Here is a 23943-nt window from a genome sequence, read left to right as displayed (position 1 = left end):
ACCGATATGAATAACAACGGAATGCAGATGCCACAGGCTCGCTACGTGCTGCCATCGTTTATTGAGCAGTCCGCGTATGGCACCAAAGAAACCAACCCTTATGCCAAGCTGTTTGAGGAGCGCATCATCTTCTTGGGCACCCAGGTTGATGACACTTCGGCGAATGACATCATGGCGCAGCTGCTGGTGCTCGAGGGCCTCGACCCTGATCGCGACATCACCATGTACATCAACTCCCCAGGTGGCTCCTTTACCTCGTTGATGGCTATTTACGACACGATGCAGTACGTGCGCCCCGACGTTCGCACTGTCTGCCTCGGCCAGGCAGCATCCGCAGCAGCTGTGCTGCTTGCTGCAGGTGCACCAGGCAAGCGCGCCTGCCTGCCTAACTCACGTGTGCTGATTCACCAGCCAGCAACCCAAGGAACCCAAGGTCAGGTTTCCGATCTGGAAATCCAGGCGAAGGAGATCGAGCGCATGCGCACCTTGATGGAGCAAACGCTGGCACGTCATACTGGCCGCAGCGCAGAGCAGGTGCGCATCGACACCGACCGCGACAAGATCCTCACCGCTGAAGAAGCTGTGGAATACGGTATCGTGGATCAGGTTTTTGATTACCGCAAGCTCAATGGCTAATAGCTAAGCATGATTCCCCAAACACGAAGCAACCTCTTTGTGTTTGGGGATTGTTGCGTCGATAGGGTGTCACAAGGAACAATCAGGGGTTATGCAACGCGCGCATATTTTGGTGGTGGATAACTTTGATTCCTTCACCTACAACATCGTCGATTATCTCCACCGCTGCGGGGCCCACACCCATGTGGTCACCAACAATGTTTCCCCAGAAGATATTGATCTGGAATGCTATCACGGTGTGGTTATCTCGCCAGGTCCAGGCCATCCTAGCGTCGCCGCGGATGTGGGAGTAAGCGCGTGGGTATTAGAGACAGCACAGTGCCCAGTGCTGGGAGTATGCCTAGGTATGCAGCTGATGGTGGTCCACGAAGGTGGGCGAGTAGATCGCTCGCCGGAAGCTGTCCATGGGCGCGTGGATACCTTAAACATTGTGGCCGATGATGAGCTGTTTACAGGTATGCCCCGAGAGTTTTCGATTGTTCGCTACCATTCGCTCGCCGCGATCACGGTACCGCCCAGCGTGGAGGTTACTTCTTATAATCCCGAGGGGATTGTGATGTCGATACGTCATCACAGCCGCCCATGGTGGGGTGTGCAGTTCCATCCGGAGTCGGTGGCTGGTGATTTCGGTGTGGAGATCATCGACCGATTCGTTGACCTGTGCACGCCGGACTACCGCACAGAGGAAGTAGTGATCAGCTGTAGCCCCGTGGAGTTGTTTTCTGCGCTTGGCGGCAAGGGAACCCTGCTGGAATTTGAGGGAACGGCCATCATTGTGATCCCTAGTGGGCGGATGGCAACCAGCATTGATGAGCTAAAAGTGTCAGGGATTTCAGTAGCCCCTGAGGCGTGGGCACCCGTGGGCTGGTACGGCTACATCGGATACGAGGCTAACGACGCTTCCTTTGGCACTGCGGTCCATCAACCACAGCCGTCGGAAATTCCCACGACTGCCATGATGTACTGCACCGAGGTGATAGCGATTCGGGGTGATCGTGCCCAAATCACTGCGCCGAGTTCGCGCTGGGAGCAGTTGCGCGATGCGGTCGTGGCGGCGTCGATAAGCGCGCCTAAGGTGGCGCGTTTCGACCCCACTGCGATTGGTCGGCTGCAGGTACGCGACTCCCGAGAACGCTACATCGCTACGATCGAGCGGATTCAAGAGGCGATCCGAGCCGGCGAAACCTATGAAGTCTGCCTCACCACCGAACTGTTCGCCGAAGTATACGGTGAGGTGGACCCAGCTGCGATGTATCAAGCGCTGAGCACCGCCGTGCCAGCTCCTATGCGTTCGCTGGTGGTCACCGATGAGGTAGCGGTGGTGTCGGCCTCGCCGGAGCGTTTTATCACCATGAATGATCGCGTGGTGTTCTCCTCGCCGATTAAGGGCACGAGGAAACGCAGCGCCGATCCCGCCCACGACCAAGCCTTGGCTGATGATCTGCGCAGCAACCCCAAAGATCGCGCGGAAAATCTCATGATTGTCGACCTCGTGCGCAACGACCTCGCCCGTGTCTGCGAACCAGGTAGCGTCCGCGTACCCGAGCTATGCGCTGTGCATAGTTTCACCACCGTGCATCAGCTCATTTCAACTGTTGAAGGGCAACTTTGTTCCACCAGCACGCCTATCGACGTCCTACGCGCAACCTTCCCAGGCGGGTCCATGACCGGAGCGCCGAAACACCGCACCATGCACATCATCACTGAGCTCGAAGGCCACGAACGAGGTGTGTACTCCGGATGTATCGGATACATCGGCGACGATCTGCGCACCGACCTCGCCATGGTCATCCGCACGGTGGTCCTTAGCCCCACAACCTTGAGTTACGGGGTAGGCGGCGCCATCATCGCATTATCTGACCCAGCCGAAGAATGGGCAGAAATCACTACCAAATCCCGTGTGCTTCTCGACCTCCTCGACCAAGAATTCCCGCAATCACTCATCATCGATTCTTTCCTGATTAACGACGCTAAAACCCGTGGCCTCAATTTGCATCTCGACCGCTTCCGAACCTCCTGCTTGGAACTTGGCTACGCCACCGCGGAACATATCGACGCATTTTTCGCCGAAGCCCTAAGCAGTATCCCCGCAACAGGGAAGTGGTTCCCACGGCTAGAAGCCACCCCCACCGAACTGCGCATAGCGCTTCGGCCTGTCCCGCAGCTACGCCACACCACAACACTGACCTCGGTAACAGCAGTGCGAACAACCCCGAAGCACAAAGGCTTGGACCTCGACGACCTCGCCGATCTACGTAGCAGCACTGATACTGACGACGCCCTCCTGATCACTCCAGCCGGTATCATCGCCGAGACAACAACCGCCGCCGTCATCGCCTGGGATGGCGCCACATGGATGAGCATGGCTCCGGAGCGTTTAGAATCCGTCACCGAACGCCTGCTATTAGATAGTGCTCGCGCCCATGGCGAGGCGGTGGTTACCGCCGCCTTGACAGTGCCCGAGGCGCAGAAACTCAACCTGTGGGCTGTAAACTCCCTCCACGGTGTGACACCCATTACTGATATTGACGGGGTGGTACTCCCCAATAATTCGCAGCGCACCGCACTGCTACGTACCTGGCTGGCACAATCGGAAGAGAATATCTCCCAACAATGACAGTCGGGCACCCACTTAGTTTGACGCACCCAGTAGAGTATTGAAGAGTTTGGTCGTACAGATAACTGCGTTATGTTCGATCCTCCTCTTTACGGGAATGCCGTAGAGAACGTACCTTGAAGAATTGAGAGACTCCTACCTCTTATGACACGTATGCAAGAAAGCGCTGATCTCCTCAAATGTTCTTTCTGCGGAAAGAGCCAAAAACAGGTGAAGAAGCTCATCGCCGGTGGCGGTGTGTACATCTGCGATGAATGCATCGAGCTATGCAATGAAATCATCGAAGAGGAGCTCAGCTCGTCGTCGGCAGAAGCTAAAGATAATGGTGACCGACTGCCACGACCTTCGGAGATCTCCGCATTCTTGGATAAATACGTGATCGGTCAAGATGAGGCCAAGCGTATCCTGTCGGTGGCCGTGTACAACCACTACAAGCGGGTGCGTGCCGAGGAATCGCGCACGACGCACAAGCGTGCTTCGGAGGAAGAAACCGAACTCCAAAAGTCCAATATCTTGATGCTAGGACCCACCGGATCCGGCAAGACCTATCTTGCCCAAACTCTTGCCAGGCTTCTCGACGTCCCCTTCGCCATCGCCGATGCCACCTCGCTGACCGAAGCGGGCTACGTGGGCGAAGACGTAGAAAATATCCTGCTTAAGCTGCTACAAGCAGCCGATTTTGATGTGCAACGTGCCCAGCGCGGCATTATCTACGTTGACGAGGTAGACAAGATCTCCCGCAAGTCGGACAATCCGTCAATTACTCGCGACGTTTCCGGCGAGGGTGTGCAGCAGGCACTGCTGAAAATCCTCGAAGGTACTGTGGCCTCCATCCCGCCACAGGGCGGGCGTAAGCACCCCAACCAGGACTTTATCCAGCTCGACACCTCGAACATTTTGTTCATCGTGGCAGGAGCATTCGCTGGCCTTGAAAAGGTTATCGAAGAACGCCGCGGCAAAAAAGGCATTGGTTTCGGTGCCGATCTCACCACCAAAGCAGACGCCGACGCAGTCGATGTGTTCCGCGACGTACGACCAGAAGACCTCGTCAAATTTGGCTTGATCCCAGAATTTATCGGCCGATTACCCATCGTCGCCACCGTGAACAACTTGGACCAAGCATCCCTCGTCAAGGTGCTCACTGAGCCGCGCAACTCCCTTGTAAAGCAGTACCAGCGACTGTTTGATATGGACAGCGTGGACCTCGAATTCGACTATGAGGCGCTTCAGGCCATCGCTGACCTTGCTATCGACCGCGGCACCGGTGCTCGTGGACTGCGTGCAATTATGGAAGAACTACTCGTGCCGGTGATGTACGACATCCCAGACCGCGATGATGTCGCAGTGGTGCATATCAACGAGGCAGCTGTGCGCGGCCTGCAGGAGCCTGAGATGATTTTGCACAGTCAAAAAGACGAAGAGGAGAAGACAGCCTAGCGCTATCTTCTCCTCCGCACCGAGGGAAAGAATTTTTAAGAGAAAGGATCGGCTGCTACTTCGTAGGAGCCCTCCTCATCCACGTGCTCGGTCACCGTACTCAGCAGAGGACGGCTGAGGTAACTATCGGCATCGGTGCTCTTTAAGTTGGATGTTAAAAACGCAAGAACCGTGTCCACGGCCATACGGCGCATACCATCGGTGTTGTCAGCATTCATCATGTCGATGCCATAAAGGTTCAACGTGGTGGAACGCGAATTGATGCGGAATACCGCAATCGACGCGATGAGGGTGAATACATCCTGTGCAGAAATTCCTGGGCGGAATGCGCCTGCATCTTGGCCCAGCATAAGTAGGCGGTCCAACTGCAACGTAATTGCTGATTGGTCAGAAAGTGGGCTGGCTTCCGCTACTTTGCCGTAGTGGTGCAGATTTTCCATCTGTAGCATCCGTACAGCTTCTGGGTGCTGGACGTAGCGGTGGAATACTGCCTCGACGATGGTGCGTACACCCTCGACGGGCACAGCGCTGGCCAGATACATTTCCTCGGCGGTAGGGCGCAGGCGTCGTACCGCTTCTTCCAAGCAGCAGATGTACAGGCCTCGTTTGTCGCCGAAGTGGTAGTGGATCATGCGCTTAGACATGCCCGATTTTTTAGCAATTGCTTCTAGTTTGGCGTCCGAGAATCCGAGCTCAGAAAATAGGGAGAGCGCGATGTCAAGGACGGTGTCGGTGGAGACTTCCGTTGGGTCGTCTGCGACTGAGTCATGGGACGAAGATTCGTTCACGTTCTGCTCCTTGTGCGACCTGGGGATGAGGCAGATGAACGTTGATCTGTCTCTTAAAAAATTCTTTTCTCTGCTTCACTACAAAAGTCCGTGCTTTTGTTGTGTAAAAAGCAACGAACCTCACTGGTTAAGATAGCCGAAAGTGGTTCCTTGTAGGGGATGCGCGACCATAGGGGTGAATTCTGTGGATAATTCGGGGGTATTAAGGAGTCGATTCCTAGGGCGGATGTACGGGTTGGGCTGGTTCGTGTGGGTTTGGGGGTAGTTCAAAAGATAGGTGGACAAGTTGGCACTGGCGGGCAATTGTGTTGATTTATGTGAGTTCTACTTCACATGTGATGAAAAACTTAGGGTATGCGGGCGGGAATTTCTAAAATCGGGCAAGCAAAAATAGGCAGCACAGGTTACTCTGGGTGGTGTTGTTTGACGCAGTTCACAACAAAAGAATGCTTGATGTTGTTGTCATGTACGTTGTCGCTGCGTTCGTGAGACTGAAAAAGGAGAGGATTCGAGATGACCGAATCAGTAAAGAAGATTGCCGTAACCGGTGCTGCTGGCCAGATCGCCTACTCACTGTTGTGGCGCATTGCTAACGGTGACGTGTACGGCAAGAACACTCCAGTTGAATTGCAGCTGCTGGAAATCCCGCAGGCAATCGGTGGCGCAGAAGGTGTTGCCATGGAGCTTCTTGACTCGGCCTTCCCGCTGCTCAAGAATATCGTGGTCACCGACAAAGCAAAAGTTGCTTTCGACGGCACCAACGCAGCATTCCTCGTCGGTGCAAAGCCACGCGGTAAGGGAGAAGAGCGCGCTGACCTGCTCACCGCTAATGGCAAGATCTTTGGCCCGCAGGGCCAGGCGCTCAACGACAACGCTGCTGATGATATCCGCGTGCTCGTCGTGGGTAACCCAGCCAACACCAACGCGTTGATCGCACAGCATGCAGCCAAGGACATCCCAGCTGACCGCTTCAATGCCATGATGCGCTTAGACCACAACCGTGGTATCGCTCAGCTGTCTGAGAAGCTTGGCCGCGACAAGAACGGCATTGAGAAGTTCGTCGTATGGGGCAACCACTCTGCAGGCCAGTTCCCAGACATCAGTTACGCAACCATCGGTGGCGAGGCAATCTCTGGTCTGGTCGACCACGACTGGTACACCGGCGAGTTCATCCCACGCGTGGCAAAGCGCGGCGCTGAGATCATCGAGGTTCGTGGCAAGTCCTCGGCAGCCTCGGCAGCATCGTCTGCTGTCGACCACATGCATGACTGGATCAACGGCACCGATGGTCAGTGGCGCACAGCTGCTATCCCATCCGATGGCTCCTACGGTGTGCCAGAGGGCTTGATCTTCGGCTTCCCAACCATCTCTGAGGGCGGCCAGTGGAAGATCGTTCAGGATCTTGAACTCAGCGACTTCCAGAAAGAAGGCATCGCACGCAATGTCACCGAGCTGGAAGAGGAGCGCGAGGCAGTTAAGGATCTGCTCGGCTAATCTTTTCTGAACCGTTGTAGAACGAGAGCCCACCACAATGCTTGTGGTGGGCTCTCGTTCAGCTTCATAGCAAAAGGCAGTTAAGATGGTCCTCATGACTAATCGCGCTGACAAACTCCCAAAGTCTTGGGACCCACAGGCAGTTGAAAAAGACCTCTATGACGGCTGGGTAGAAAAGGGATACTTTACGGCGGATCCATCGAGCTCCAAGCCGGCGTTTTCCATTGTTTTGCCTCCTCCGAATGTGACGGGTCAGCTGCACATGGGGCACGCGTTGGATCACACGCTTATGGATAGCATCGCGCGTCGTAAGCGTATGCAAGGCTATGAGGTCTTGTGGCTTCCTGGCATGGACCATGCAGGTATTGCCACCCAGACTAAGGTCGAAGCAATGCTCAAGGAAACTGAAGGCAAGTCCCGTTGGGATTACAGCCGTGAAGAGTTTATCGAGCACGTCTGGGAATGGAAGCGTAAGTTCGGCGGCACCATTGGTACCCAGATGCGGGCTATTGGTGATTCCGTTGACTGGTCGCGTGAGCGTTTTACTCTCGACGACGGCCTGTCGCGTGCGGTCCAGACCATCTTCAAACAGATGTATGACCGCGGCATGATTTATCAGGCGAACCGACTTGTTAACTGGTCGCCAATCCTAGAGACCGCTGTCTCCGACATCGAGGTCGTGTACAAGGACGTCGAGGGCGAGCTGGTCTCTATCCGCTACGGTTCGCTTAACGACGACGAGCCGCACGTGATCGTGGCTACCACTCGTGTAGAGACAATGCTTGGCGACGTAGCCGTGGCTGTACACCCAGACGACGAGCGCTACGCCGATCTGGTTGGTACTACCTTGCCGCACCCATTCCTGCCGGATCGTCAGATGATCGTTGTTGCTGACGACTACGTGGATCCAGAATTTGGTACCGGTGCCGTTAAGATCACCCCAGCACACGACCCTAACGACTACGCATTAGGCCTTCGCCACAACTTGGACATGCCGAACATCATGGATGCTACCGGCCATATTGCTGGCACCGGCACCCAGTTCGACGGCATGGACCGCTTCGAAGCACGCGTGAAGATTCGCGAGGCACTTGCGGAGCAGGGACGCATTGTAAAGGAAGTTCGTCCTTACGTTCACTCCGTGGGTCACTCCGAGCGTTCCGGTGAGCCTATCGAGCCACGCCTGTCCTTGCAGTGGTGGGTCAAGGTGGAAAATCTTGCCACCATGGCTGGCGAGGCTATCCGCGAGGGCGATACCGTTATTCACCCTAAGTCGTCCGAGCCACGCTACTTTGACTGGGTCGATGATATGCACGATTGGTGCATATCTCGTCAGCTGTGGTGGGGACACCGCATTCCTATCTGGTACGGCCCGGAAGACGCTGAGGGCAACCGTGACATCGTCTGCGTTGGCCCTGATGAGCAGCCGCCAGCAGGTTATGAGCAAGACCCCGACGTGCTGGATACGTGGTTCAGCTCGGCGCTATGGCCGTTTTCTACCATGGGTTGGCCTGATAAGACCCCTGAGCTGGATAAGTTCTACCCAACCTCCGTCTTGGTTACCGCTTACGACATCCTATTCTTCTGGGTTGCCCGCATGATGATGTTTGGCACCCTTGCAGGTGAAACCACCCCAGAGATCCTAGGGCAGGGTACCGATGACCGCCCACAGATTCCATTTAACGACTTGTTCCTCCACGGGCTTGTGCGCGATGAGCAGGGCCGCAAGATGAGTAAGTCTTTGGGCAACGGCATTGACCCAATGGATTGGGTGGAGCGCTTTGGCGCCGATGCTCTGCGCTTTACTTTGGCACGTGGCGCTAACCCAGGTGTTGACCTGCCAGTGGGTGAGGATTCTGCACAGAGCTCTCGTAACTTTGCTACCAAGCTGTTTAACGCCACCAAGTTCGCGCTGATGAATGGTGCGGAGGTGGGCACGCTACCGGAGCGCAGTGAGCTGACTGACGCAGACCGTTGGATCCTTGATCGCCTTGAAGAAGTCCGTGTTTCTGTTGACGACTACTTCGACCGTTACCAGATTGCCAAGGGTAACGAGGCGTTGTACCAGTTCGCATGGGGTGAGTTCTGCGACTGGTACTTGGAGATCGCCAAGGTGCAGATCCCACGCGACATGGAGGCAGCATCTGCACAAGAGCAGGCCCGCGGCCGCAACACCCAAATCGTTCTGGGTCAGGTACTCGATGCTTTGCTGCGCATGCTGCACCCCGCGATGCCATTCGTTACCGAAGTGCTGTGGAAGGCCTTGACCGATGGTGAGTCCCTCAACGTTGCCGAGTGGCCAACGACTGCTATGACCAACGGTGGGGTTGCAACCGATGAGGTAGCAGCAAGGCGTATGGCTGATGTGGAAAAGCTGGTTACTGAGATTCGTCGTTTCCGTTCTGATCAAGGTGTGAAGCCTTCTCAAAAGGTTCCAGGCGTTGTGGACTTTGCCGCCGCTGATCTGGCAGCACAAGAAGACCTCGTGCGTTCTCTTGCCCGCTTGGATCAGCCAGCTGAGGACTTCGCGGCGTCGGCAAGCATTGAGGTGCGCCTGAGCCAAGCCACCATCGAAATTTCCGTGGACACCTCGGGAACCGTCGATAAGGAAGCAGAGCGTAAGCGCCTAGATAAAGATCTTGCTGCCGCCACCAAGGAACTCGAAACCACCGCGAAGAAGCTCGACAACGAGTCCTTCTTGGCCAAGGCGCCAGAGGCCGTGGTGGCAAAGATTCGCGAGCGTCAGCAGATCGCCCAAGAAGAGGTGGCCCGCATTAGCGCTCGCCTTGAGGAGCTGAAGTGAAAGACGAGAATCTCCACCTAGGAGAAGTCTCCCTGAACGAGACTGGCCTATCGCTGCCTATCGACGTCAACGCGGACACCGAAGCACCCGCCCCGCGCGAGATCACGGCCGATGACCTTATGGATTTGGTGACCGTCGAAGCGGAGCTGGATCAGCGCTGGTCCGAGGTTAAAATTGACCCCACGCTCGAGCGTGTGGAGATGTTGATGGATCTGCTGGGTCACCCAGAACATGCGTTTCCGGCTATTCACGTAGCCGGAACCAACGGCAAAACGTCGACGGTACGCATGATCGAATCCCTCATGCGTGCTTTCCACCGCCGTACGGGACGCACCACCAGCCCGCACCTTCAGCTGGTCACCGAACGCATTGCTATCGACGGCCAGCCGATCCACCCTCGCGACTACGTACGCACGTGGAACGAGATCAAACCCTATGTGGAGATGGTAGACACTCATTCTGAAGCCAACGGTGGCCCCAAGATGAGCAAGTTCGAAGTGCTAACGGCCATGGCCTACGCTGCGTTTGCAGACGCACCAGTGGACGTTGCCGTAGTAGAGGTCGGCATGGGCGGCCGTTGGGACGCCACCAATGTGATTAACTCCGATGTTGCCGTAGTGATGCCTGTGGGGCTGGACCACATGGATTTCCTCGGCGATACCATTGAGAAAATTGCTGCAGAAAAAGCCGGAATCATCAAGTCTCGTTGGGATGCCTCCGACTTGCTGACCCCGCCGGATAACGTCGCTATCGTTGCGGAGCAGGATCCCGGGGCGATGAATGTGATCCTTGAACAGGCTGTGAGCGTGGATGCTTCTGTGGCACGCGCCGGTGTGGAATTCGGGGTGATGGATGCTGCTATCGCGGTTGGTGGTCAACAGATCAGCATTCGGGGCCTAGGTGGCGAGTACACCGACATCTTCCTACCTCTGTCTGGCGAGCATCAAGCCCGCAACGCCGCGACTGCCTTGGCTGCTGTGGAGGCCTTCTTCGGCGCGGGTGCTGGCCGCCAGCTAGACCTTGATACGGTTCGCGAAGGTTTTGCTACCGTGCAGTCCCCAGGCCGACTTGAACGCGTGCGCACAGCCCCGACTGTCTTTATCGACGCAGCGCACAACCCCCACGGTGCTGCGGCACTGGGTAAGGCCCTAGAGCGCGACTTCGATTTCTCGCGCCTGATCGGTGTCGTAGCAGTGCTTGGCGATAAGGATTACGTGGGCGTGTTGCGTGCCCTCGAGCCGCACTTGTCCGAGATTGTGGTGACCACGAACTCCTCGCCGCGTGCTTTGCCTGCCGATGATCTTGCCGAGGAAGCGCGCAACGTCTTTGGCGAAGAGCGCGTGCACGTGGCGTACTCGCTGCCGTCGGCAGTCGAACTGGCAGTGGAACTTGCCGAAGATACCGAGGTGCAATCCGGTTCCGGTGTAATCGTGACCGGCTCTGTGGTCACTGCGGGCGAGGCCCGTACCCTGTTTGGAAAGGATCCCGCATGAGTGATGAGCAATATGGGCCGTTAGGTCCAGGACATGCGCCGGTGAAAGATCCGATGAAAGGTCTTCGCGGAGTCATGGCTGGAACGATGATGATGGAGGCCATCTCCTTTTATCTCGTTCTCACCGTGATCCTGCGCGTTGATAACGGATCCTATTGGACCACTCCCAACTGGGTGTACGTTACTGCGGTAGCCACCGTGATGTTGCTATTGTCTTTCCTTCAAGGAAAGAAATGGGCGCTGGGGGCGAACGTCGCTATTCAGGTGTTTGCACTCGCGGGATTTTTCGTCCACGTGTCCATGGGCATCATGGCCATCGTGTACATCGCGGTGTGGTGGTACTTGCTTTACCTGCGAAAGAACCTCATTGAGCGCATGAAGCGCGGGTTGCTCACCACCCAGCATTTGTAATTAGTTCACCGGCTGCACGAACACGGAATAATCCTTGCCGTGCAGCTGGAATGAACCTAGGACGGTAAATCCCAGGTGTTGGTGTAACCCCATGGAACGCTCATTGGAATGCTCCACAAAAGAGGCGATGTGGGTTGCGCCTACTGTACTGGCATGTTCGTGAACTGCGGTAATAAGTTTGCGGGCTGTTCCCTTACCTTGTGCGGGGGAATCCACGGCCATCGGGCCAAACATAAGGATGTCAGTTGCGGGGATGTCGCTATCGGCAACGACGCGTGCCACACCAGCAGTGGGGTGATCTGCTTGTGTATCGCGGGGGCACGGGGAATAAAGACACGTAGCCACAACGGTGTTGGCATTATTGACGGCTACAATCGCACCGAAATGCGGGCGTGCTATGCGCTCGCCTAGGGATTGTCGCGTCATGGTGCCTTGGACAAAGCCGGCTTTGGCGCGTTCTGCGGGGGAAAGATCGGTGTTTTTGGCGCGGCCTAAAACGTCGGCGATACCATCGAGGTCGGATTCGGTTGACTTCCTAAAAATATAGTCCATGTCAACAATCTAGACCCGTTGGGGGAGGCGAGGCAACAAGTGTAATTGTGAACGCCACCGTTGCGTTGGCTACACTATCCAACCATGACTGAACGTACCCTGATTCTGATCAAGCCAGACGGCGTTGAGCGCGGCCTCATCGGTGAAATTATCGCCCGCATCGAGCGCAAAGGCCTGAAATTCTCCGCTCTTGACCTGCGCGTTGCAGATCGCGAGACTGCTGAGAAGCACTATGCAGAGCACGCTGACAAGCCATTCTTCGGTGAGCTGGTGAACTTCATCACCTCTGCACCACTGATCGCTGGCGTTGTTGAGGGCACACGCGCTATCGAGGCATGGCGCCAACTTGCTGGTGGCACCGACCCAGTTGCCAAAGCAACCCCAGGTACCATCCGCGGTGACTTCGCTCTTGAAGTGTCCACCAACGTGGTTCACGGTTCCGACTCCCCAGAGTCCGCCGAGCGCGAGATCTCCATCTGGTTCCCTAACCTCTAAAAACACTTACTCAGAGGGAGCATGCACACCCCCGTGCATGCTCCCTCTTTGCTATGTGAGCAAGCATGCCTGAACTTTTCGTCACCGATGTGCCACAATGGATAATTGGTATGACATCAGCGAGACGAGCTCGCTGTGATAAACGCCAAGATTTTTACAACTAAACATCAAAAACCACGAGCTGTTCGAACTGTCTGTGCGGCGGCGGTGCCTCTGAAGAGAGCATCAGCGCCCGGATCGTCAATTGCTGTGGGTGAGAAGTATCAGGAGAAAAGTTCTGTGGCTGAAAAGTCCAAGAAAACAACCAAAAACCAAGCTGTATCTTCGCCGATTGGCCAAGCAGTAGCTGCATTGGATCGCTCGATTATCGGGGAAAAAATCCGTGTGCATATTCTGGCTAAGCAGCTAGGCGTTGCATCTAAAGAGCTCATCGCGCAGTTGGCAACCATGGGACTGAAAAAAGTAGCGCAGTCGACGTTGAATAACCAAGAAGCTAATCAGCTGCTCGACTCTTTCGTTCCGGCGCAACAGGAATCAGATGAGAAGTTGCGCTACCGCGTGGAAAAGAACGTGGAAAATGAGATCGCGCAGATCGAAGCCAAGGTCAACCGCGACCTAGAAGAAGCAGCGGCGAACGATCATGGTGTAGCGGATTCTGAAGAAGCGAAGTTGCGCTACCGCGTGGAAAAAAACGTGGATAACGAGGTCGAGCAGATTAAGCAGCAGGTCGAGCGCGAACTAAGTCAGCGCTCGGCGGAGATCGAGGACTTCCACGAGGTTATCGAGCTCGAAAAAGAAGCGGAGCCGCTCGAGGACGTTGAGCCGGAATCTGCACCTGCGCCAGCGAGCGTGTCCTACAGCGTTCCGCTGTTTATCGCCCCCACGGTCGTTGATGTCGTTGATGATGAGATCGAAGAAGCAGAAGACGACGAGGATGGGGAAGACGATACTGACGACGACTCCACTCACGCTAAGCGTCGTCGTCGTGGTCGGCGTGGGACCGGTCGGGGCAAGGGTGTAGATGATTCAGCTGAGATTGTTGAAGCAGAAGATGTTGACGAGCACGAAGCCGAAGAAATCACCGAGCCAGTAGGTATTAAAGGCTCAACTCGTTTGGAAGCACAGCGTCGTCGCCGCGCGGAGCTGCGTGAAGAGTCGAAAAAGAAGCGCCACATCGTTTCTGAGGCCGAGTTCCTAGCACGTCGTGAATCTGTCACGCGCACGATGGTGGTACGTGAGCGCGATCGCGTAGACCACCATGGCATGGTGACTCAGGTGGGCGTGCTCGAAGACGGCATGCTTGTTGAGCACTTTGTTACCAGCGAGGCCCAGGCCTCGATGATCGGCAACATCTATCTTGGTCGCGTGCAAAACGTCCTACCCAGCATGGAAGCTGCCTTCATTGACATCGGAAAAGGTCGCAACGGTGTGCTTTACGCGGGCGAGGTGGACTGGCGTGCCGCAGGCCTTGGTGGGCGAGGCCGTCGTATCGAGCAAGCCCTGAAATCCGGCGACCAGGTCCTTGTCCAGGTTGCTAAAGATCCTATTGGACACAAGGGTGCTCGCCTTACCACCCAGATTTCCTTTGCGGGACGCTACTTGGTCTACGTGCCAGGTGGACGCACCGCAGGGATTTCCCGCAAGCTCCCAGCTCCTGAGCGTAAGCGTTTGAAGGAAATCCTCAAGGAGGTCGTGCCTCACGACGGCGGTGCCATCATCCGAACTGCCGCCGAAAACGTTTCTGCAGAAGCAATCGGTGCAGACGTTAACCGCTTGCACAAGCTCTGGGACAAGATCCAGCAGCGCACCGAAGAAGAAAAAGCTTCTAAGGGCGCCAAGCCGGTGACCATGTACGAAGAGCCCAACATGCTCGTCAAAGTGGTGCGTGATCTCTTCAATGAAGACTTCACCTCCTTGGTTATCGATGGTGACCGCGCATGGAACACGGTTCACGCGTATGTGCAGTCGGTTGCCCCAGACTTGCTGGACCGCTTGGTGCGCTTTGACCGCAGCGAGCATGAGGGACGCGACGCCTTCGAGGTGCACCGTGTTAACGAGCAGATCAAGAAGGCTCTATCGCGAAAGGTATGGCTGCCATCTGGTGGCACCTTGGTGATTGACCGCACCGAAGCGATGACGGTGATCGACGTGAACACTGGCAAGTTCACTGGTGCAGGCGGAAACCTCGAAGAGACCGTGACCAAGAACAACCTTGAGGCCGCAGAAGAGATCGTTCGTCAGATGCGTCTGCGCGATCTCGGCGGCATGATTGTGGTTGATTTCATCGACATGGTTTTGCCGGAAAACCAGGACTTGGTGCTGCGTCGCCTTACCGAGGCATTAGGGCGCGACCGTACCCGGCATCAGGTATCCGAGGTGACGTCGTTAGGCCTCGTTCAGATGACCCGCAAGCGCTTGGGTACTGGGCTTTTGGAAACGTTTGCTACCGAATGCCCGCACTGTGAAGGCCGCGGCGTGATCATCCACGACGATCCCGTCGAGCAGCGGGATGCCGATGTGGCAATGGAAAAGTCCCATCGTGCTCGCAATGATCGCAAGAAGAACAAGAACCACACCCCATCCGAGCATCTGGCAGCAGCTGCCATGCATGAGGAAAAGAAGAAGGTCAGTATCGAAGACCTCGTCGCCGCCGTGGTTATTGAGGACGATCCACAGCCGGAGCCTGACGTAGTACCCACACCTGCCGATGTCGACGTGATGGACATCGTTAGCGCTGCGTTGGATCGTGCTTATGAGGAAGATCCTGACGAGCCTTCTGGATCTGACTATCTGCCGCTAGAAGAAAAGCCGCAGACCTATGCCGAAGCATTGAAAGAGTTTGAGCGCTCTCCACGCCGTAAGCGTAAGACTCGTGGCAATTCCGTCTCCGACGTGCCGCCGCGCAAGGCAGATTTTGAAAAATCGGAACCGCAACCGGAACCACAACCGCAACCACAGCCAGAACCTGAGGCTGTCGTGGAGAAAATAAGCTCGCGTGGTCGCCGTCGCGCTGTGCGACGCACGGTAGTGGAGGCTGCCCCCGAGGTGGTAGCGCCAACGGAAACTGTTGAATCCTCCCGTGGTCGCCGTCGCGCTGTTCGTAAGAAAATGGCTGCTCAGTCAGTGCAAGCGGAGCCTGTAGTGGAAGACAAGCGTGAGGTTTCCGCGCCATCTCAGGGTGGTCGGGGGCGTCGCCGTGCTTCACGACGCGCAACACGCCGTTAACTCAGTTTGTCTTTTGTGTGTGTTAAAGGGTAGTCTTTGACAGTCGCTGTTTTAGGCCAGATAGCCGTATGTGCTTGACGCTTAAAACGCAAATGTAAAAACGTAAGTCCAATTCAGTCTTGTAGGCACAATGCTTACAAACTGAGCCGAGTATAGATAAGGGGTAGCCCTCGTATGTACGCGATCGTCAAGACCGGCGGCAAGCAGTACAAGGTTGCCGAAGGTGACTTCGTCAAGGTCGAGAAGATCGAGGGTGAGCCGGGTTCGTCCGTGGCTCTCACCCCGATTCTGCTCGTCGATGGCGCAGATGTAACCACCAAGGCAGCTGACCTCGCTAAGGTGAGCGTCACCGCTGAGATCGTAGAGGCCGTTAAGGGCCCTAAGATCAAGATTCTGAAGTACAAGAACAAGACCGGTTACAAGAAGCGTCAGGGACACCGTCAGCAGTTGACGGTTCTCAAGATCACCGGCATCAAGTAAGCCTCACCGGCTTCGTATTTCCTGAAGGAGGGAAACCCACATGGCACACAAGAAGGGTGCATCAAGCTCCAGCAACGGTCGTGACTCTGAGGCAAAGCGCCTTGGCGTTAAGCGATTCGGTGGCCAGCAGGTCAACGCCGGCGAGATCCTCGTTCGTCAGCGTGGCACCAAGTTTCACCCAGGTGAGAACGTCGGACGCGGTGGCGACGACACTTTGTTCGCACTGAAGGCAGGCGCTGTTGAGTTCATCACCAAGCGCAACCGTCGTCTGGTCAACATTGTTGAGAACGAGACTGTAGACGCCTAAGTCTTACATCATTCTCTTTACAGCACCCGGGCAGCATTTCTGATTTGTCAGAAGCTGGCTGGGTGTTTGTGTTTTTACTCAGCATTTTTTACTAAGCTATGACTCACATATGGGTGAGTAATGCTCCTCGGGGAGTAATAAAGGAAGGCAACAAACACTAATGGCACGTTTCGTAGACCGCGTGGTCCTACACCTTGAAGCAGGCGACGGCGGCAACGGCTGTGCTTCTGTGCACCGCGAGAAGTTCAAGCCCCTCGGTGGCCCAGATGGTGGTAATGGCGGACACGGTGGCGATATTATCCTTACCGTCTCCCCGCAAGCACATACCCTCCTCGATCTGCATTACCGCCCACACCTGAAAGCCCAGCGCGGTGCTAACGGTGCCGGTGACCACCGCAACGGTGCTCGCGGCCAAGACCTCGTATTGGAGGTCCCCGCTGGCACCGTCGTCATGAGCGAATCAGGTGAGACGCTTGCTGATCTCACATCCCCTGGCATGACCTTCATCGCAGCCAAGGGCGGCTTTGGTGGCTTGGGCAACGCGGCACTGGCCTCCGCTGCGCGTAAGGCGCCAGGCTTTGCGCTCAAAGGTGAACCCGGCGAACAACACGACGTGATCCTCGAGCTGAAGTCCATGGCAGACATCGGTTTGGTGGGATTCCCTAGTGCAGGTAAGTCCTCGTTGATTTCTGTGATGTCTGCTGCAAAACCAAAGATCGGCGATTACCCATTCACCACTTTGCAGCCAAATCTCGGCGTGGTGGACATGGGCAATGATGCCTTTACCATCGCAGACGTGCCAGGTCTTATCCCTGGTGCTTCCCAAGGCAAGGGCCTCGGCCTCGACTTCCTGCGTCACATCGAGCGCACCGCTGTGCTCGCACACGTGGTGGATGCGGCAACCCTTGAACCTGGCCGCGACCCCATTTCGGATATTGAGGCGCTCGAGGAAGAACTCGCAGCTTATCAATCGGCGTTGGATGAAGACACCAGCCTAGGTGATCTGCGCGAGCGTGCTCGCATTGTCATTTTGAACAAGGCGGATATTCCTGAAGCCCTTGAGCTCGCAGAGTTCCTCAAAGAAGACATTGAGGAGAAGTTCGGCTGGCCGGTGTTTATCATCTCTGCGGTTGCCCGCAAAGGCCTTGATCCGCTGAAATACGCGATGCTGGATTTGGTGCAGCAATCTCGCAAGAAGCGCCCGAAGCAAAAAGTGGAAGAGCGTATCGTGGTGCGCCCGCAGGCTGTGGATGCCCGCAAGAAGAACAAGGACTTTGAGATTCTGGAGGATCCACAGGTCGAAAACGGCTACCTCGTTGTTGGTGAGAAGCCGGAGCGCTGGATCATCCAAACCGACTTTGAAAACGACGAGGCCGTGGGTTACTTGGCCGATCGTCTTGCCCGCATGGGCGTGGAGGATGCCCTGTGGAAGAAGGGTGCGCGCGCAGGCTGCACCGTGACTATCGGCGAAGTGTCCTTCGAGTGGGAGCCCACCACCGCAGCGGGCGTGGAAGTCCAGATGTCGGGCCGTGGTACCGATATGCGTCTCGAGCGCAACACTCGTGTTTCTGCACAAGAACGCAAGCGTGCGTCTCAGGTACGCCGTGGCCTTATCGACGAGTACGACTTTGGCGATGACCAGAAGGTCACCCGTGAGTCGGCTAACCGTGATCGCTGGCAGGGCTAGCAAATGGTTAAAGCAGCGTGGGCGTTGTACGGTGCGGCCGTGGCAATTTTCCTCCTTGGAATTGCTTCTGAAGGCTGGTTGCCTACTTCTGTCCGCGCTGTTTGCATTTGGCTGGCGCCATTACTGGGGTGGGGTAGTGGCGCCGCGTGTGCCTACCGCGTACGCACACGTCGCATGTGGATCGTGGGGCTCGTGCTCTTTTGGGCGTGGATCCCCTTGGTCTTTGGGCTAGGAACATTGTTGCTGGGGCCTTAAAGCCTCTACCATGGCAAGGTATGAATGCCCAGCACAGTAGCGCCGATCTGCGTGACGTGATTAGAAACGCCAAGCGGATTGTGGTCAAGATTGGTTCTAGTTCACTGACCGGCGAAAATTTTGAGGTCTCTCCGGGTCGTATCGACCGCATTGTGGAGGCCCTAGAAGATCGTATGCAGCGCGGTTCCGACGTGATTGTTGTATCTTCTGGTGCTGTGGCTGCTGGTATGGCTCCGTTAGGGTTGACTTCGCGGCCGAAGGATTTGGCAACAAAGCAAGCTGCCGCCTCAGTGGGGCAGGTGCATTTGGCTAATGCATGGGGTAACAGTTTTGCCCGTTATAACCGCACGATTGGCCAGGTGCTGTTAACGGCCTCCGATGCAGGCCAGCGGGATCGTGCGCGTAACGCGCAGCGCACTATTGATCGCTTGCGGTTGTTACACGCAGTGCCGATTATTAATGAGAATGACACGGTTGCAACCTCTGAGATGCACTTTGGCGACAACGACCGCCTCGCCGCGATTGTGTCGCACCTTGTGTCCGCGGACGCTTTGGTGCTGCTCTCGGACGTAGATGGGTTATATGACAAAAACCCTGCGGATCCTTCGGCACGATTTGTGTCTGAGGTCAAAGACGGCAACGACCTGAAAGGTGTGATCGCAGGTGACGGTGGGGCGGTGGGGACCGGTGGCATGGCGTCGAAAGTGTCGGCCGCGCGGTTGGCGTCGCGAAGCGGCGTGCCCGTGTTGTTGACCTCCGCTGACTGTGTGGCCGAGGCGCTGGGTGATGCCGAGGTAGGCACTGTGTTTTATCCCAAGGATGATCGCCTATCGGCGTGGAAGTTTTGGGCGCTGTATGCGGCGGATACCGGCGGCGCGCTGCGTATCGACGCCGGTGCGGTCGCCGCTGTCACCGCCGGCGGAAACTCCCTGTTGGCCGTGGGAATTACCGAGGTCATTGGTGATTTCCATGCGGGTGAAATCGTAGAGATTCTAGGCCCAGAAGGTGAAATCATTGGCCGAGGTGAGGTGGCCTATGATTCCGCAGTGCTCACCACCATGCTGGGCAAACAAACCGCGCAGCTGCCCGAGGGGCTGCAACGTCCCGTCGTCCATGCTGATTATCTTTCCGATTACGCGTCACGCGCGTAGATCTTTAGGTACGGTAAATGCTTATGAATAACGCCGATGTACGGTCCCAAGAACGCGAACAGGTGCTGGCATGTGCACGTGCCGCGCACCGTGTTGCGCCTATCCTTGCCCAATTGACCAGTGCTGATAAAAATGCGGTACTTCTTGCCGCTGCTTCGGCTTTGGAAGAAGCGAGCGCTGAGATTCTTGCTGCTAATCAACGCGATATTGATCAAGGACGTGCACGTGGGCTCAGCGAGGCGCTTATTGATCGGTTGGCTTTGAACAACGCCCGCATTGCTGGGATCGCCGGCGGTTTGCGCCAGGTAGCAGCGCTGAGCGACCCAGTAGGTGAGGTTGTAGGCGGCAGCGTGATGCCGAATGGTATGCAAATGCGCAAGGTGCGTGTTCCGCTAGGGGTGATGGGCATGGTGTACGAGGCGCGCCCTAACGTGACGATCGATGCCTTTGGGTTAGCGTTGAAGTCCGGCAACGTGGCGCTGCTGCGTGGTTCAAAGTCGGCGCAGCACTCCAACGCGGCACTGGTTGCGGTCATGCATCGCGTGCTTGAAAACCATGGGTTGCCACGTGAGGTCGTCCAGTTGCTGCCTTGCGAAACACACGAAAGCGTCCAGGATTTGATTACCGCACGCGGGCTTGTCGACGTCGTCATCCCGCGTGGTGGTGCCGGCCTGATCGAGGCTGTGGTGACCAACGCGACGGTCCCCACCATTGAGACGGGCACCGGAAACTGCCACTTCTACATTGATCGTGATGTCAGCGATCTAGACCAGGCGATCGCCATGCTGCTCAACGGCAAGACGCGACGCTGCTCAGTGTGCAATGCAACTGAAACGGTGCTGATCGATTCCGCTTTGGATCCCGCAGATCAGTTGGCAATTATCACCGCCTTGCAAAAAGCTGGTGTTACTGTGCACGGCGATGTTGCCCAGTTAGAAGCCGTGGGCGCGTCGGGAATCGTTCCTGCCGAGGAGCACGATTGGGCGGAAGAATACTTGTCGCTTGATATTGCGTGCGCCTTGGTTGACGGTGTGGACGCTGCGATGGAGCATATTCGCATCTATAGCACCAAGCACACTGAGGCGATCGCTACCGGCAACATTGTGACTGCCCAGCGCTTTGCAGATCGTGTCGATGCCGCGGCGGTCATGATTAACGCATCGACTGCGTTTACTGATGGTGAGCAGTTCGGTATGGGGGCAGAAATCGGAATTTCTACCCAGAAGCTGCATGCCCGCGGACCCATGGCATTGCCGGAGCTGACCACCACGAAGTGGATTGTTCAGGGCACGGGGCAAACACGCCCGTAGTGCACTGCTAGAATTTCACGGTTATGACACTGCCACGCCAACCCAGCCGTATCGGCATCATGGGTGGAACCTTCGATCCGATTCACCATGGGCACCTCGTTGCCGCAAGCGAGGTTGCAGCACGGTTTGATCTAGAGCTGGTGGTCTTTGTGCCCACTGGCCAGCCGTGGCAAAAAGCCGACCGTGAGGTTTCTCCGGCGGAGGATCGTTATTTGATGACGGTCATTGCTACGGCTTCCAACCCGCGGTTTACGGTGAGTCGAGTAGACATTGATCGCCCAGGCGCTACTTACACCATCGATACTTTGCAGGATCTGCGCTGTTCCTACCCCGATTCGGAGTTGTTCTTCATCACAGGTGCAGATGCTCTAGGCCAGATCCTCACGTGGCGAGACTGGGAAAAAGCGTTGGAGATCGCAACCTTCGTAGGCGTTACGCGCCCAGGATACGTACTCGAAGAAGATATGCTGCCGGCGCAGTATCACGATCGTGTGGAATTAATCGAGATCCCTGCCATGGCGATTTCGTCCACGGGTTGTCGTCGCCGCGCCAAAGAAGGACTGCCGGTGTGGTACCTGGTTCCCGATGGCGTGGTGCAATACATCGCAAAACGGCGGCTGTATCACCCAAGCGGAGTAGATGAGAAACGTAACCCCGCGGGTGCGGCAGCGTCGCGGTTAGCTTTTGACCGCGATAACGTGGAACAATAGCCACGATAAGAAAGGATCTTTAGTGACTGCTACGCACGACACCATTCGCTTGGCCGAGATCGCTGCCAAAGCCGCAGCGGAGAAGCTGGCTACCAATATTGCGGTTATCGACGTCTCTGACGTGATGGCTATTAGCGAGGTCTTCGTTTTGGCTTCCGCAGACAACGAGCGCCAGGTGCGTTCCATTGTGGAGGAGATCGAGGACATGCTGACGGCTGAGGGCGAAGAGCCTAAGCGTCGCGAAGGCAATCGCGAGAACCGTTGGGTTTTGCTCGACTACGGCATGCTGGTCATCCATGTTCAGCGCAACACCGAGCGTGACTTCTACGGTCTTGACCGCCTGTATCAAGACTGCCCTTTGATCGAGGTCGAGGGTATCGACACCATGGCGCGCCCAGAGGAATGGGCTCAGGACGTGGATGTTCGTACCGTCGAGTCCCTCGATGAGATTCCACTTGCTGGTGAAGAACCAGCTGACGAGGAGTTTTAATCCATCATGTCCCGTCGCCTCATTGTGCTGCGCCACGGCCAAACCGAATACAACGCCACGAAGCGTATGCAAGGACACTTGGATACTGTGCTGTCGGATGCTGGTTGGGCGCAAGCAGAAGCGGTGGCGGATTTTCTTGCCACGTTGCCGATCGGCAAGATTGTCTCCTCTGATCTCGCCCGCGCCCATGACACCGCAACTGTTGTGGGGCAACGCCTTGGCGTAGAAGTCTCTACTGACCAGCGCCTACGCGAAACCAATCTGGGGGATTGGCAAGCAAAAACACACGAAGAGGTAGACGAACACTATCCCGGTGCGCGTGCGTTGTGGCGTCACGACGCCACCTGGGCGCCGCCTAACGGCGAATCCCGTATCCAGGTTGCGCAGCGTGCTCGCGCGGTTGTCGACGAGCTCATGCGCGACTATGACGAATGGGATGATTGCAGCCTGCTCCTTGTTGCCCACGGCGGCACCATTAGTGCACTGACCTCTAGTTTGTTGGGGTTGCACCAGGAGCAGTATTCGCTGATTTCTGGCCTGGGGAACACCTGCTGGGCGCAGCTGGCAGCGCGTCCTCGCTTCCACGGTGCGGCTTCAGAAAACGCCGAAAAAGAGGCTGCGGATTATGCCGATCAGCTCTCTGCGCGCTTTACCCCACAGACGGTGACTGATGCGCAGTGGTACCTCGAAGGCTGGAACATGGGCGTGGCGTTAGGGCGCAACCTCTAGCGCTATGGCTGTTCGCATTGTCACGGATTCCTCGTCGGGATTGCCCGCGGAGATAGCAGAGGAACTGGGGATCACGGTTGTGGATTTACACCTTGTGCCCTCAGAAAACCAGGTCAGTACAGCGGGATTGTCTGCGTTAGAGCTCGCAGCTGCCTATGCGCGCCAGCTTGAGCGTGGTGGCGACGCCGGTGTGGTGGCCTTGCACCTTTCCAAGGAGCTTTCGTCTACGTGGTCCGCTGCACATACCGCGGCCGCCGTATTCGATGGAGCGGTTGACGTAGTAGACACTCAGTCTGTGGGAATGTGCGTAGGTGCTGCAGCAATGGCTGCCGCGCGTCTAGCTCAAGGCGGGGCGAGTTTGCGGGAGTGCGTAGACATGGCTCGCGATACGTTGCGACGCTCTGAAACATGGCTGTATCTCCATCGTATGGAAGAAATGCGTCGCTCTGGGCGGATCACCACGGCAACAGCTGTGGTGTCTGCAGCGCTAGCCACCAAGCCCATCATGCAGCTGCGTGGCGGACATGTAGAACTAGCAGTGAAAACTCGGACTCAGTCCAAGGCATTTGCGCGCTTAGTAGCCGTGATCTCTGATCGCTGCGCCGGCGAACCCGCCTTCGTGGCAATCCAACATCATCAGGCGTTAGAAGCCGCACATTCATTGCAGTCTCAGTTGACTGCGGCGCTACCCAAGGGCTCAAGCTTCATGATTATGGACATGGACCAAGCCTTAAGCGTTCATTGTGGTGTAGGCGCACTGGGAATCTCGGTGGTTTTTAGCAGCTATTCCGATACTGCTCCCACAGATTTGTCAACCACCTCCTAAAAGTTATCCACATAAAGCCCCGCGGAGCGGGTGCCCCCGACGCAGTTA

General features: G+C 56.4%; 21 protein-coding genes. 19 read left to right on the top strand and 2 right to left on the bottom strand.

Annotation, left to right across the window (positions count from 1 at the left end):
• The first annotated feature begins 6 nt into the window (after nucleotides 1–6).
• The 3 genes from CIP100161_RS09020 to clpX all read left to right on the top strand — a co-directional run bounded on the left by CIP100161_RS09020 (nucleotide 7) and on the right by clpX (nucleotide 4690).
• Nucleotides 7–636: an ATP-dependent Clp protease proteolytic subunit gene (locus tag CIP100161_RS09020; RefSeq protein ID WP_003852475.1), complete on the top strand. Its 630-nt coding sequence runs from the start codon at nucleotides 7–9 to the stop codon at nucleotides 634–636.
• A 91-nt stretch (nucleotides 637–727) separates the two neighbouring features.
• The gene (gene pabB, locus CIP100161_RS09015) at nucleotides 728–3253 is read left to right on the top strand and encodes an aminodeoxychorismate synthase component I (protein ID WP_155873753.1); all 2526 of its coding nucleotides are present in this window, start codon (nucleotides 728–730) and stop codon (nucleotides 3251–3253) included.
• A gap of 144 nt (nucleotides 3254–3397) precedes the next feature.
• Nucleotides 3398–4690: an ATP-dependent Clp protease ATP-binding subunit ClpX gene (gene clpX, locus CIP100161_RS09010; RefSeq protein ID WP_155873751.1), complete on the top strand. Its 1293-nt coding sequence runs from the start codon at nucleotides 3398–3400 to the stop codon at nucleotides 4688–4690.
• Between the two features lie 35 nt (nucleotides 4691–4725).
• On the opposite strand, the gene CIP100161_RS09005 is transcribed toward clpX, so the two are convergent.
• On the bottom strand, nucleotides 4726–5478 hold the full coding sequence (locus tag CIP100161_RS09005; protein ID WP_155873750.1) for a TetR/AcrR family transcriptional regulator: 753 nt from the start codon (nucleotides 5476–5478) through the stop codon (nucleotides 4726–4728).
• A gap of 513 nt (nucleotides 5479–5991) precedes the next feature.
• Between CIP100161_RS09005 and CIP100161_RS09000 the strand changes: the two genes are divergently transcribed.
• The 4 genes from CIP100161_RS09000 to CIP100161_RS08985 all read left to right on the top strand — a co-directional run bounded on the left by CIP100161_RS09000 (nucleotide 5992) and on the right by CIP100161_RS08985 (nucleotide 11678).
• A complete protein-coding gene (locus CIP100161_RS09000; protein WP_155873748.1) occupies nucleotides 5992–6972 on the top strand; it encodes a malate dehydrogenase in 981 nt (326 codons plus the stop codon).
• Nucleotides 6973–7066: 94 nt separating this feature from the next.
• Nucleotides 7067–9775, top strand: a complete 2709-nt coding sequence (locus CIP100161_RS08995) for a valine--tRNA ligase (protein WP_155873746.1) — start codon at nucleotides 7067–7069, stop codon at nucleotides 9773–9775.
• Nucleotides 9772–11268 carry a bifunctional tetrahydrofolate synthase/dihydrofolate synthase gene (gene folC, locus CIP100161_RS08990; protein ID WP_155873744.1) on the top strand — a complete coding sequence of 499 codons (1497 nt, stop codon included), beginning with the start codon at nucleotides 9772–9774 and terminating at the stop codon, nucleotides 11266–11268. The genes CIP100161_RS08995 and folC overlap by 4 nt, the downstream gene beginning before the upstream one ends.
• The gene (locus CIP100161_RS08985) at nucleotides 11265–11678 is read left to right on the top strand and encodes a DUF4233 domain-containing protein (RefSeq protein WP_155873742.1); all 414 of its coding nucleotides are present in this window, start codon (nucleotides 11265–11267) and stop codon (nucleotides 11676–11678) included. The genes folC and CIP100161_RS08985 overlap by 4 nt, the downstream gene beginning before the upstream one ends.
• On the opposite strand, the gene CIP100161_RS08980 is transcribed toward CIP100161_RS08985, so the two are convergent.
• Complete coding sequence (locus tag CIP100161_RS08980) at nucleotides 11679–12230, bottom strand: GNAT family N-acetyltransferase (protein WP_232053143.1); 552 nt, start codon at nucleotides 12228–12230, stop codon at nucleotides 11679–11681.
• Nucleotides 12231–12314: 84 nt separating this feature from the next.
• Between CIP100161_RS08980 and ndk the strand changes: the two genes are divergently transcribed.
• From ndk to CIP100161_RS08920, 12 genes are all read left to right on the top strand, one after another.
• Nucleotides 12315–12725 (top strand): nucleoside-diphosphate kinase, encoded by a 411-nt coding sequence (gene ndk / locus CIP100161_RS08975; protein WP_155873738.1) that lies wholly within the window; start codon nucleotides 12315–12317, stop codon nucleotides 12723–12725.
• Between the two features lie 279 nt (nucleotides 12726–13004).
• A complete protein-coding gene (locus CIP100161_RS08970) occupies nucleotides 13005–15950 on the top strand; it encodes a translation initiation factor IF-2 N-terminal domain-containing protein (RefSeq protein ID WP_155873736.1) in 2946 nt (981 codons plus the stop codon).
• 174 nt (nucleotides 15951–16124) lie between these two features.
• On the top strand, nucleotides 16125–16430 hold the full coding sequence (rplU, locus tag CIP100161_RS08965) for a 50S ribosomal protein L21 (RefSeq protein ID WP_003852455.1): 306 nt from the start codon (nucleotides 16125–16127) through the stop codon (nucleotides 16428–16430).
• 40 nt (nucleotides 16431–16470) lie between these two features.
• Nucleotides 16471–16737: a 50S ribosomal protein L27 gene (gene rpmA, locus CIP100161_RS08960; protein ID WP_003852453.1), complete on the top strand. Its 267-nt coding sequence runs from the start codon at nucleotides 16471–16473 to the stop codon at nucleotides 16735–16737.
• A gap of 160 nt (nucleotides 16738–16897) precedes the next feature.
• Nucleotides 16898–18424, top strand: coding sequence for a GTPase ObgE (gene obgE, locus CIP100161_RS08955; RefSeq protein WP_155873734.1), 1527 nt, complete (start codon nucleotides 16898–16900; stop codon nucleotides 18422–18424).
• 3 nt (nucleotides 18425–18427) lie between these two features.
• Nucleotides 18428–18679, top strand: coding sequence for a hypothetical protein (locus CIP100161_RS08950; RefSeq protein ID WP_155873732.1), 252 nt, complete (start codon nucleotides 18428–18430; stop codon nucleotides 18677–18679).
• A gap of 20 nt (nucleotides 18680–18699) precedes the next feature.
• Complete coding sequence (gene proB / locus CIP100161_RS08945; protein ID WP_166443165.1) at nucleotides 18700–19830, top strand: glutamate 5-kinase; 1131 nt, start codon at nucleotides 18700–18702, stop codon at nucleotides 19828–19830.
• Nucleotides 19831–19847: 17 nt separating this feature from the next.
• On the top strand, nucleotides 19848–21140 hold the full coding sequence (locus CIP100161_RS08940; protein ID WP_155873730.1) for a glutamate-5-semialdehyde dehydrogenase: 1293 nt from the start codon (nucleotides 19848–19850) through the stop codon (nucleotides 21138–21140).
• Between the two features lie 23 nt (nucleotides 21141–21163).
• On the top strand, nucleotides 21164–21850 hold the full coding sequence (gene nadD / locus CIP100161_RS08935; RefSeq protein WP_155873728.1) for a nicotinate-nucleotide adenylyltransferase: 687 nt from the start codon (nucleotides 21164–21166) through the stop codon (nucleotides 21848–21850).
• Nucleotides 21851–21872: 22 nt separating this feature from the next.
• Nucleotides 21873–22340 (top strand): ribosome silencing factor, encoded by a 468-nt coding sequence (rsfS, locus tag CIP100161_RS08930; protein ID WP_003852440.1) that lies wholly within the window; start codon nucleotides 21873–21875, stop codon nucleotides 22338–22340.
• A gap of 6 nt (nucleotides 22341–22346) precedes the next feature.
• Complete coding sequence (locus tag CIP100161_RS08925) at nucleotides 22347–23069, top strand: histidine phosphatase family protein (RefSeq protein WP_155873726.1); 723 nt, start codon at nucleotides 22347–22349, stop codon at nucleotides 23067–23069.
• Between the two features lie 4 nt (nucleotides 23070–23073).
• Nucleotides 23074–23895, top strand: coding sequence for a DegV family protein (locus CIP100161_RS08920; RefSeq protein WP_155873724.1), 822 nt, complete (start codon nucleotides 23074–23076; stop codon nucleotides 23893–23895).
• Nucleotides 23896–23943: the final 48 nt, after the last annotated feature.

Source organism: Corynebacterium rouxii, assembly GCF_902702935.1.
GTDB classification, from domain to species: domain Bacteria; phylum Actinomycetota; class Actinomycetes; order Mycobacteriales; family Mycobacteriaceae; genus Corynebacterium; species Corynebacterium rouxii.
Note: the sequence above shows the minus strand (reverse complement) of the source record. Positions and strands in the feature narration are given on the sequence as shown.

Bases quoted from the DNA above. Each gene is read 5' to 3' on its own strand.
- CIP100161_RS08980 (WP_232053143.1), bottom strand. From the start codon at position 12,230: ATGGACTATATTTTTAGGAAGTCAACCGAATCCGACCTCGATGGTATC.
- CIP100161_RS09000 (WP_155873748.1), top strand. From the start codon at position 5,992: ATGACCGAATCAGTAAAGAAGATTGCCGTAACCGGTGCTGCTGGCCAG.
- CIP100161_RS08985 (WP_155873742.1), top strand. From the start codon at position 11,265: ATGAGTGATGAGCAATATGGGCCGTTAGGTCCAGGACATGCGCCGGTG.
- pabB (WP_155873753.1), top strand. From the start codon at position 728: ATGCAACGCGCGCATATTTTGGTGGTGGATAACTTTGATTCCTTCACC.
- CIP100161_RS08950 (WP_155873732.1), top strand. From the start codon at position 18,428: ATGGTTAAAGCAGCGTGGGCGTTGTACGGTGCGGCCGTGGCAATTTTC.
- proB (WP_166443165.1), top strand. From the start codon at position 18,700: ATGAATGCCCAGCACAGTAGCGCCGATCTGCGTGACGTGATTAGAAAC.
- rplU (WP_003852455.1), top strand. From the start codon at position 16,125: ATGTACGCGATCGTCAAGACCGGCGGCAAGCAGTACAAGGTTGCCGAA.
- CIP100161_RS09020 (WP_003852475.1), top strand. From the start codon at position 7: ATGAATAACAACGGAATGCAGATGCCACAGGCTCGCTACGTGCTGCCA.
- CIP100161_RS08940 (WP_155873730.1), top strand. From the start codon at position 19,848: ATGCTTATGAATAACGCCGATGTACGGTCCCAAGAACGCGAACAGGTG.
- ndk (WP_155873738.1), top strand. From the start codon at position 12,315: ATGACTGAACGTACCCTGATTCTGATCAAGCCAGACGGCGTTGAGCGC.
- clpX (WP_155873751.1), top strand. From the start codon at position 3,398: ATGACACGTATGCAAGAAAGCGCTGATCTCCTCAAATGTTCTTTCTGC.
- CIP100161_RS08920 (WP_155873724.1), top strand. From the start codon at position 23,074: ATGGCTGTTCGCATTGTCACGGATTCCTCGTCGGGATTGCCCGCGGAG.
- nadD (WP_155873728.1), top strand. From the start codon at position 21,164: ATGACACTGCCACGCCAACCCAGCCGTATCGGCATCATGGGTGGAACC.
- obgE (WP_155873734.1), top strand. From the start codon at position 16,898: ATGGCACGTTTCGTAGACCGCGTGGTCCTACACCTTGAAGCAGGCGAC.
- rpmA (WP_003852453.1), top strand. From the start codon at position 16,471: ATGGCACACAAGAAGGGTGCATCAAGCTCCAGCAACGGTCGTGACTCT.
- CIP100161_RS08995 (WP_155873746.1), top strand. From the start codon at position 7,067: ATGACTAATCGCGCTGACAAACTCCCAAAGTCTTGGGACCCACAGGCA.
- CIP100161_RS08925 (WP_155873726.1), top strand. From the start codon at position 22,347: ATGTCCCGTCGCCTCATTGTGCTGCGCCACGGCCAAACCGAATACAAC.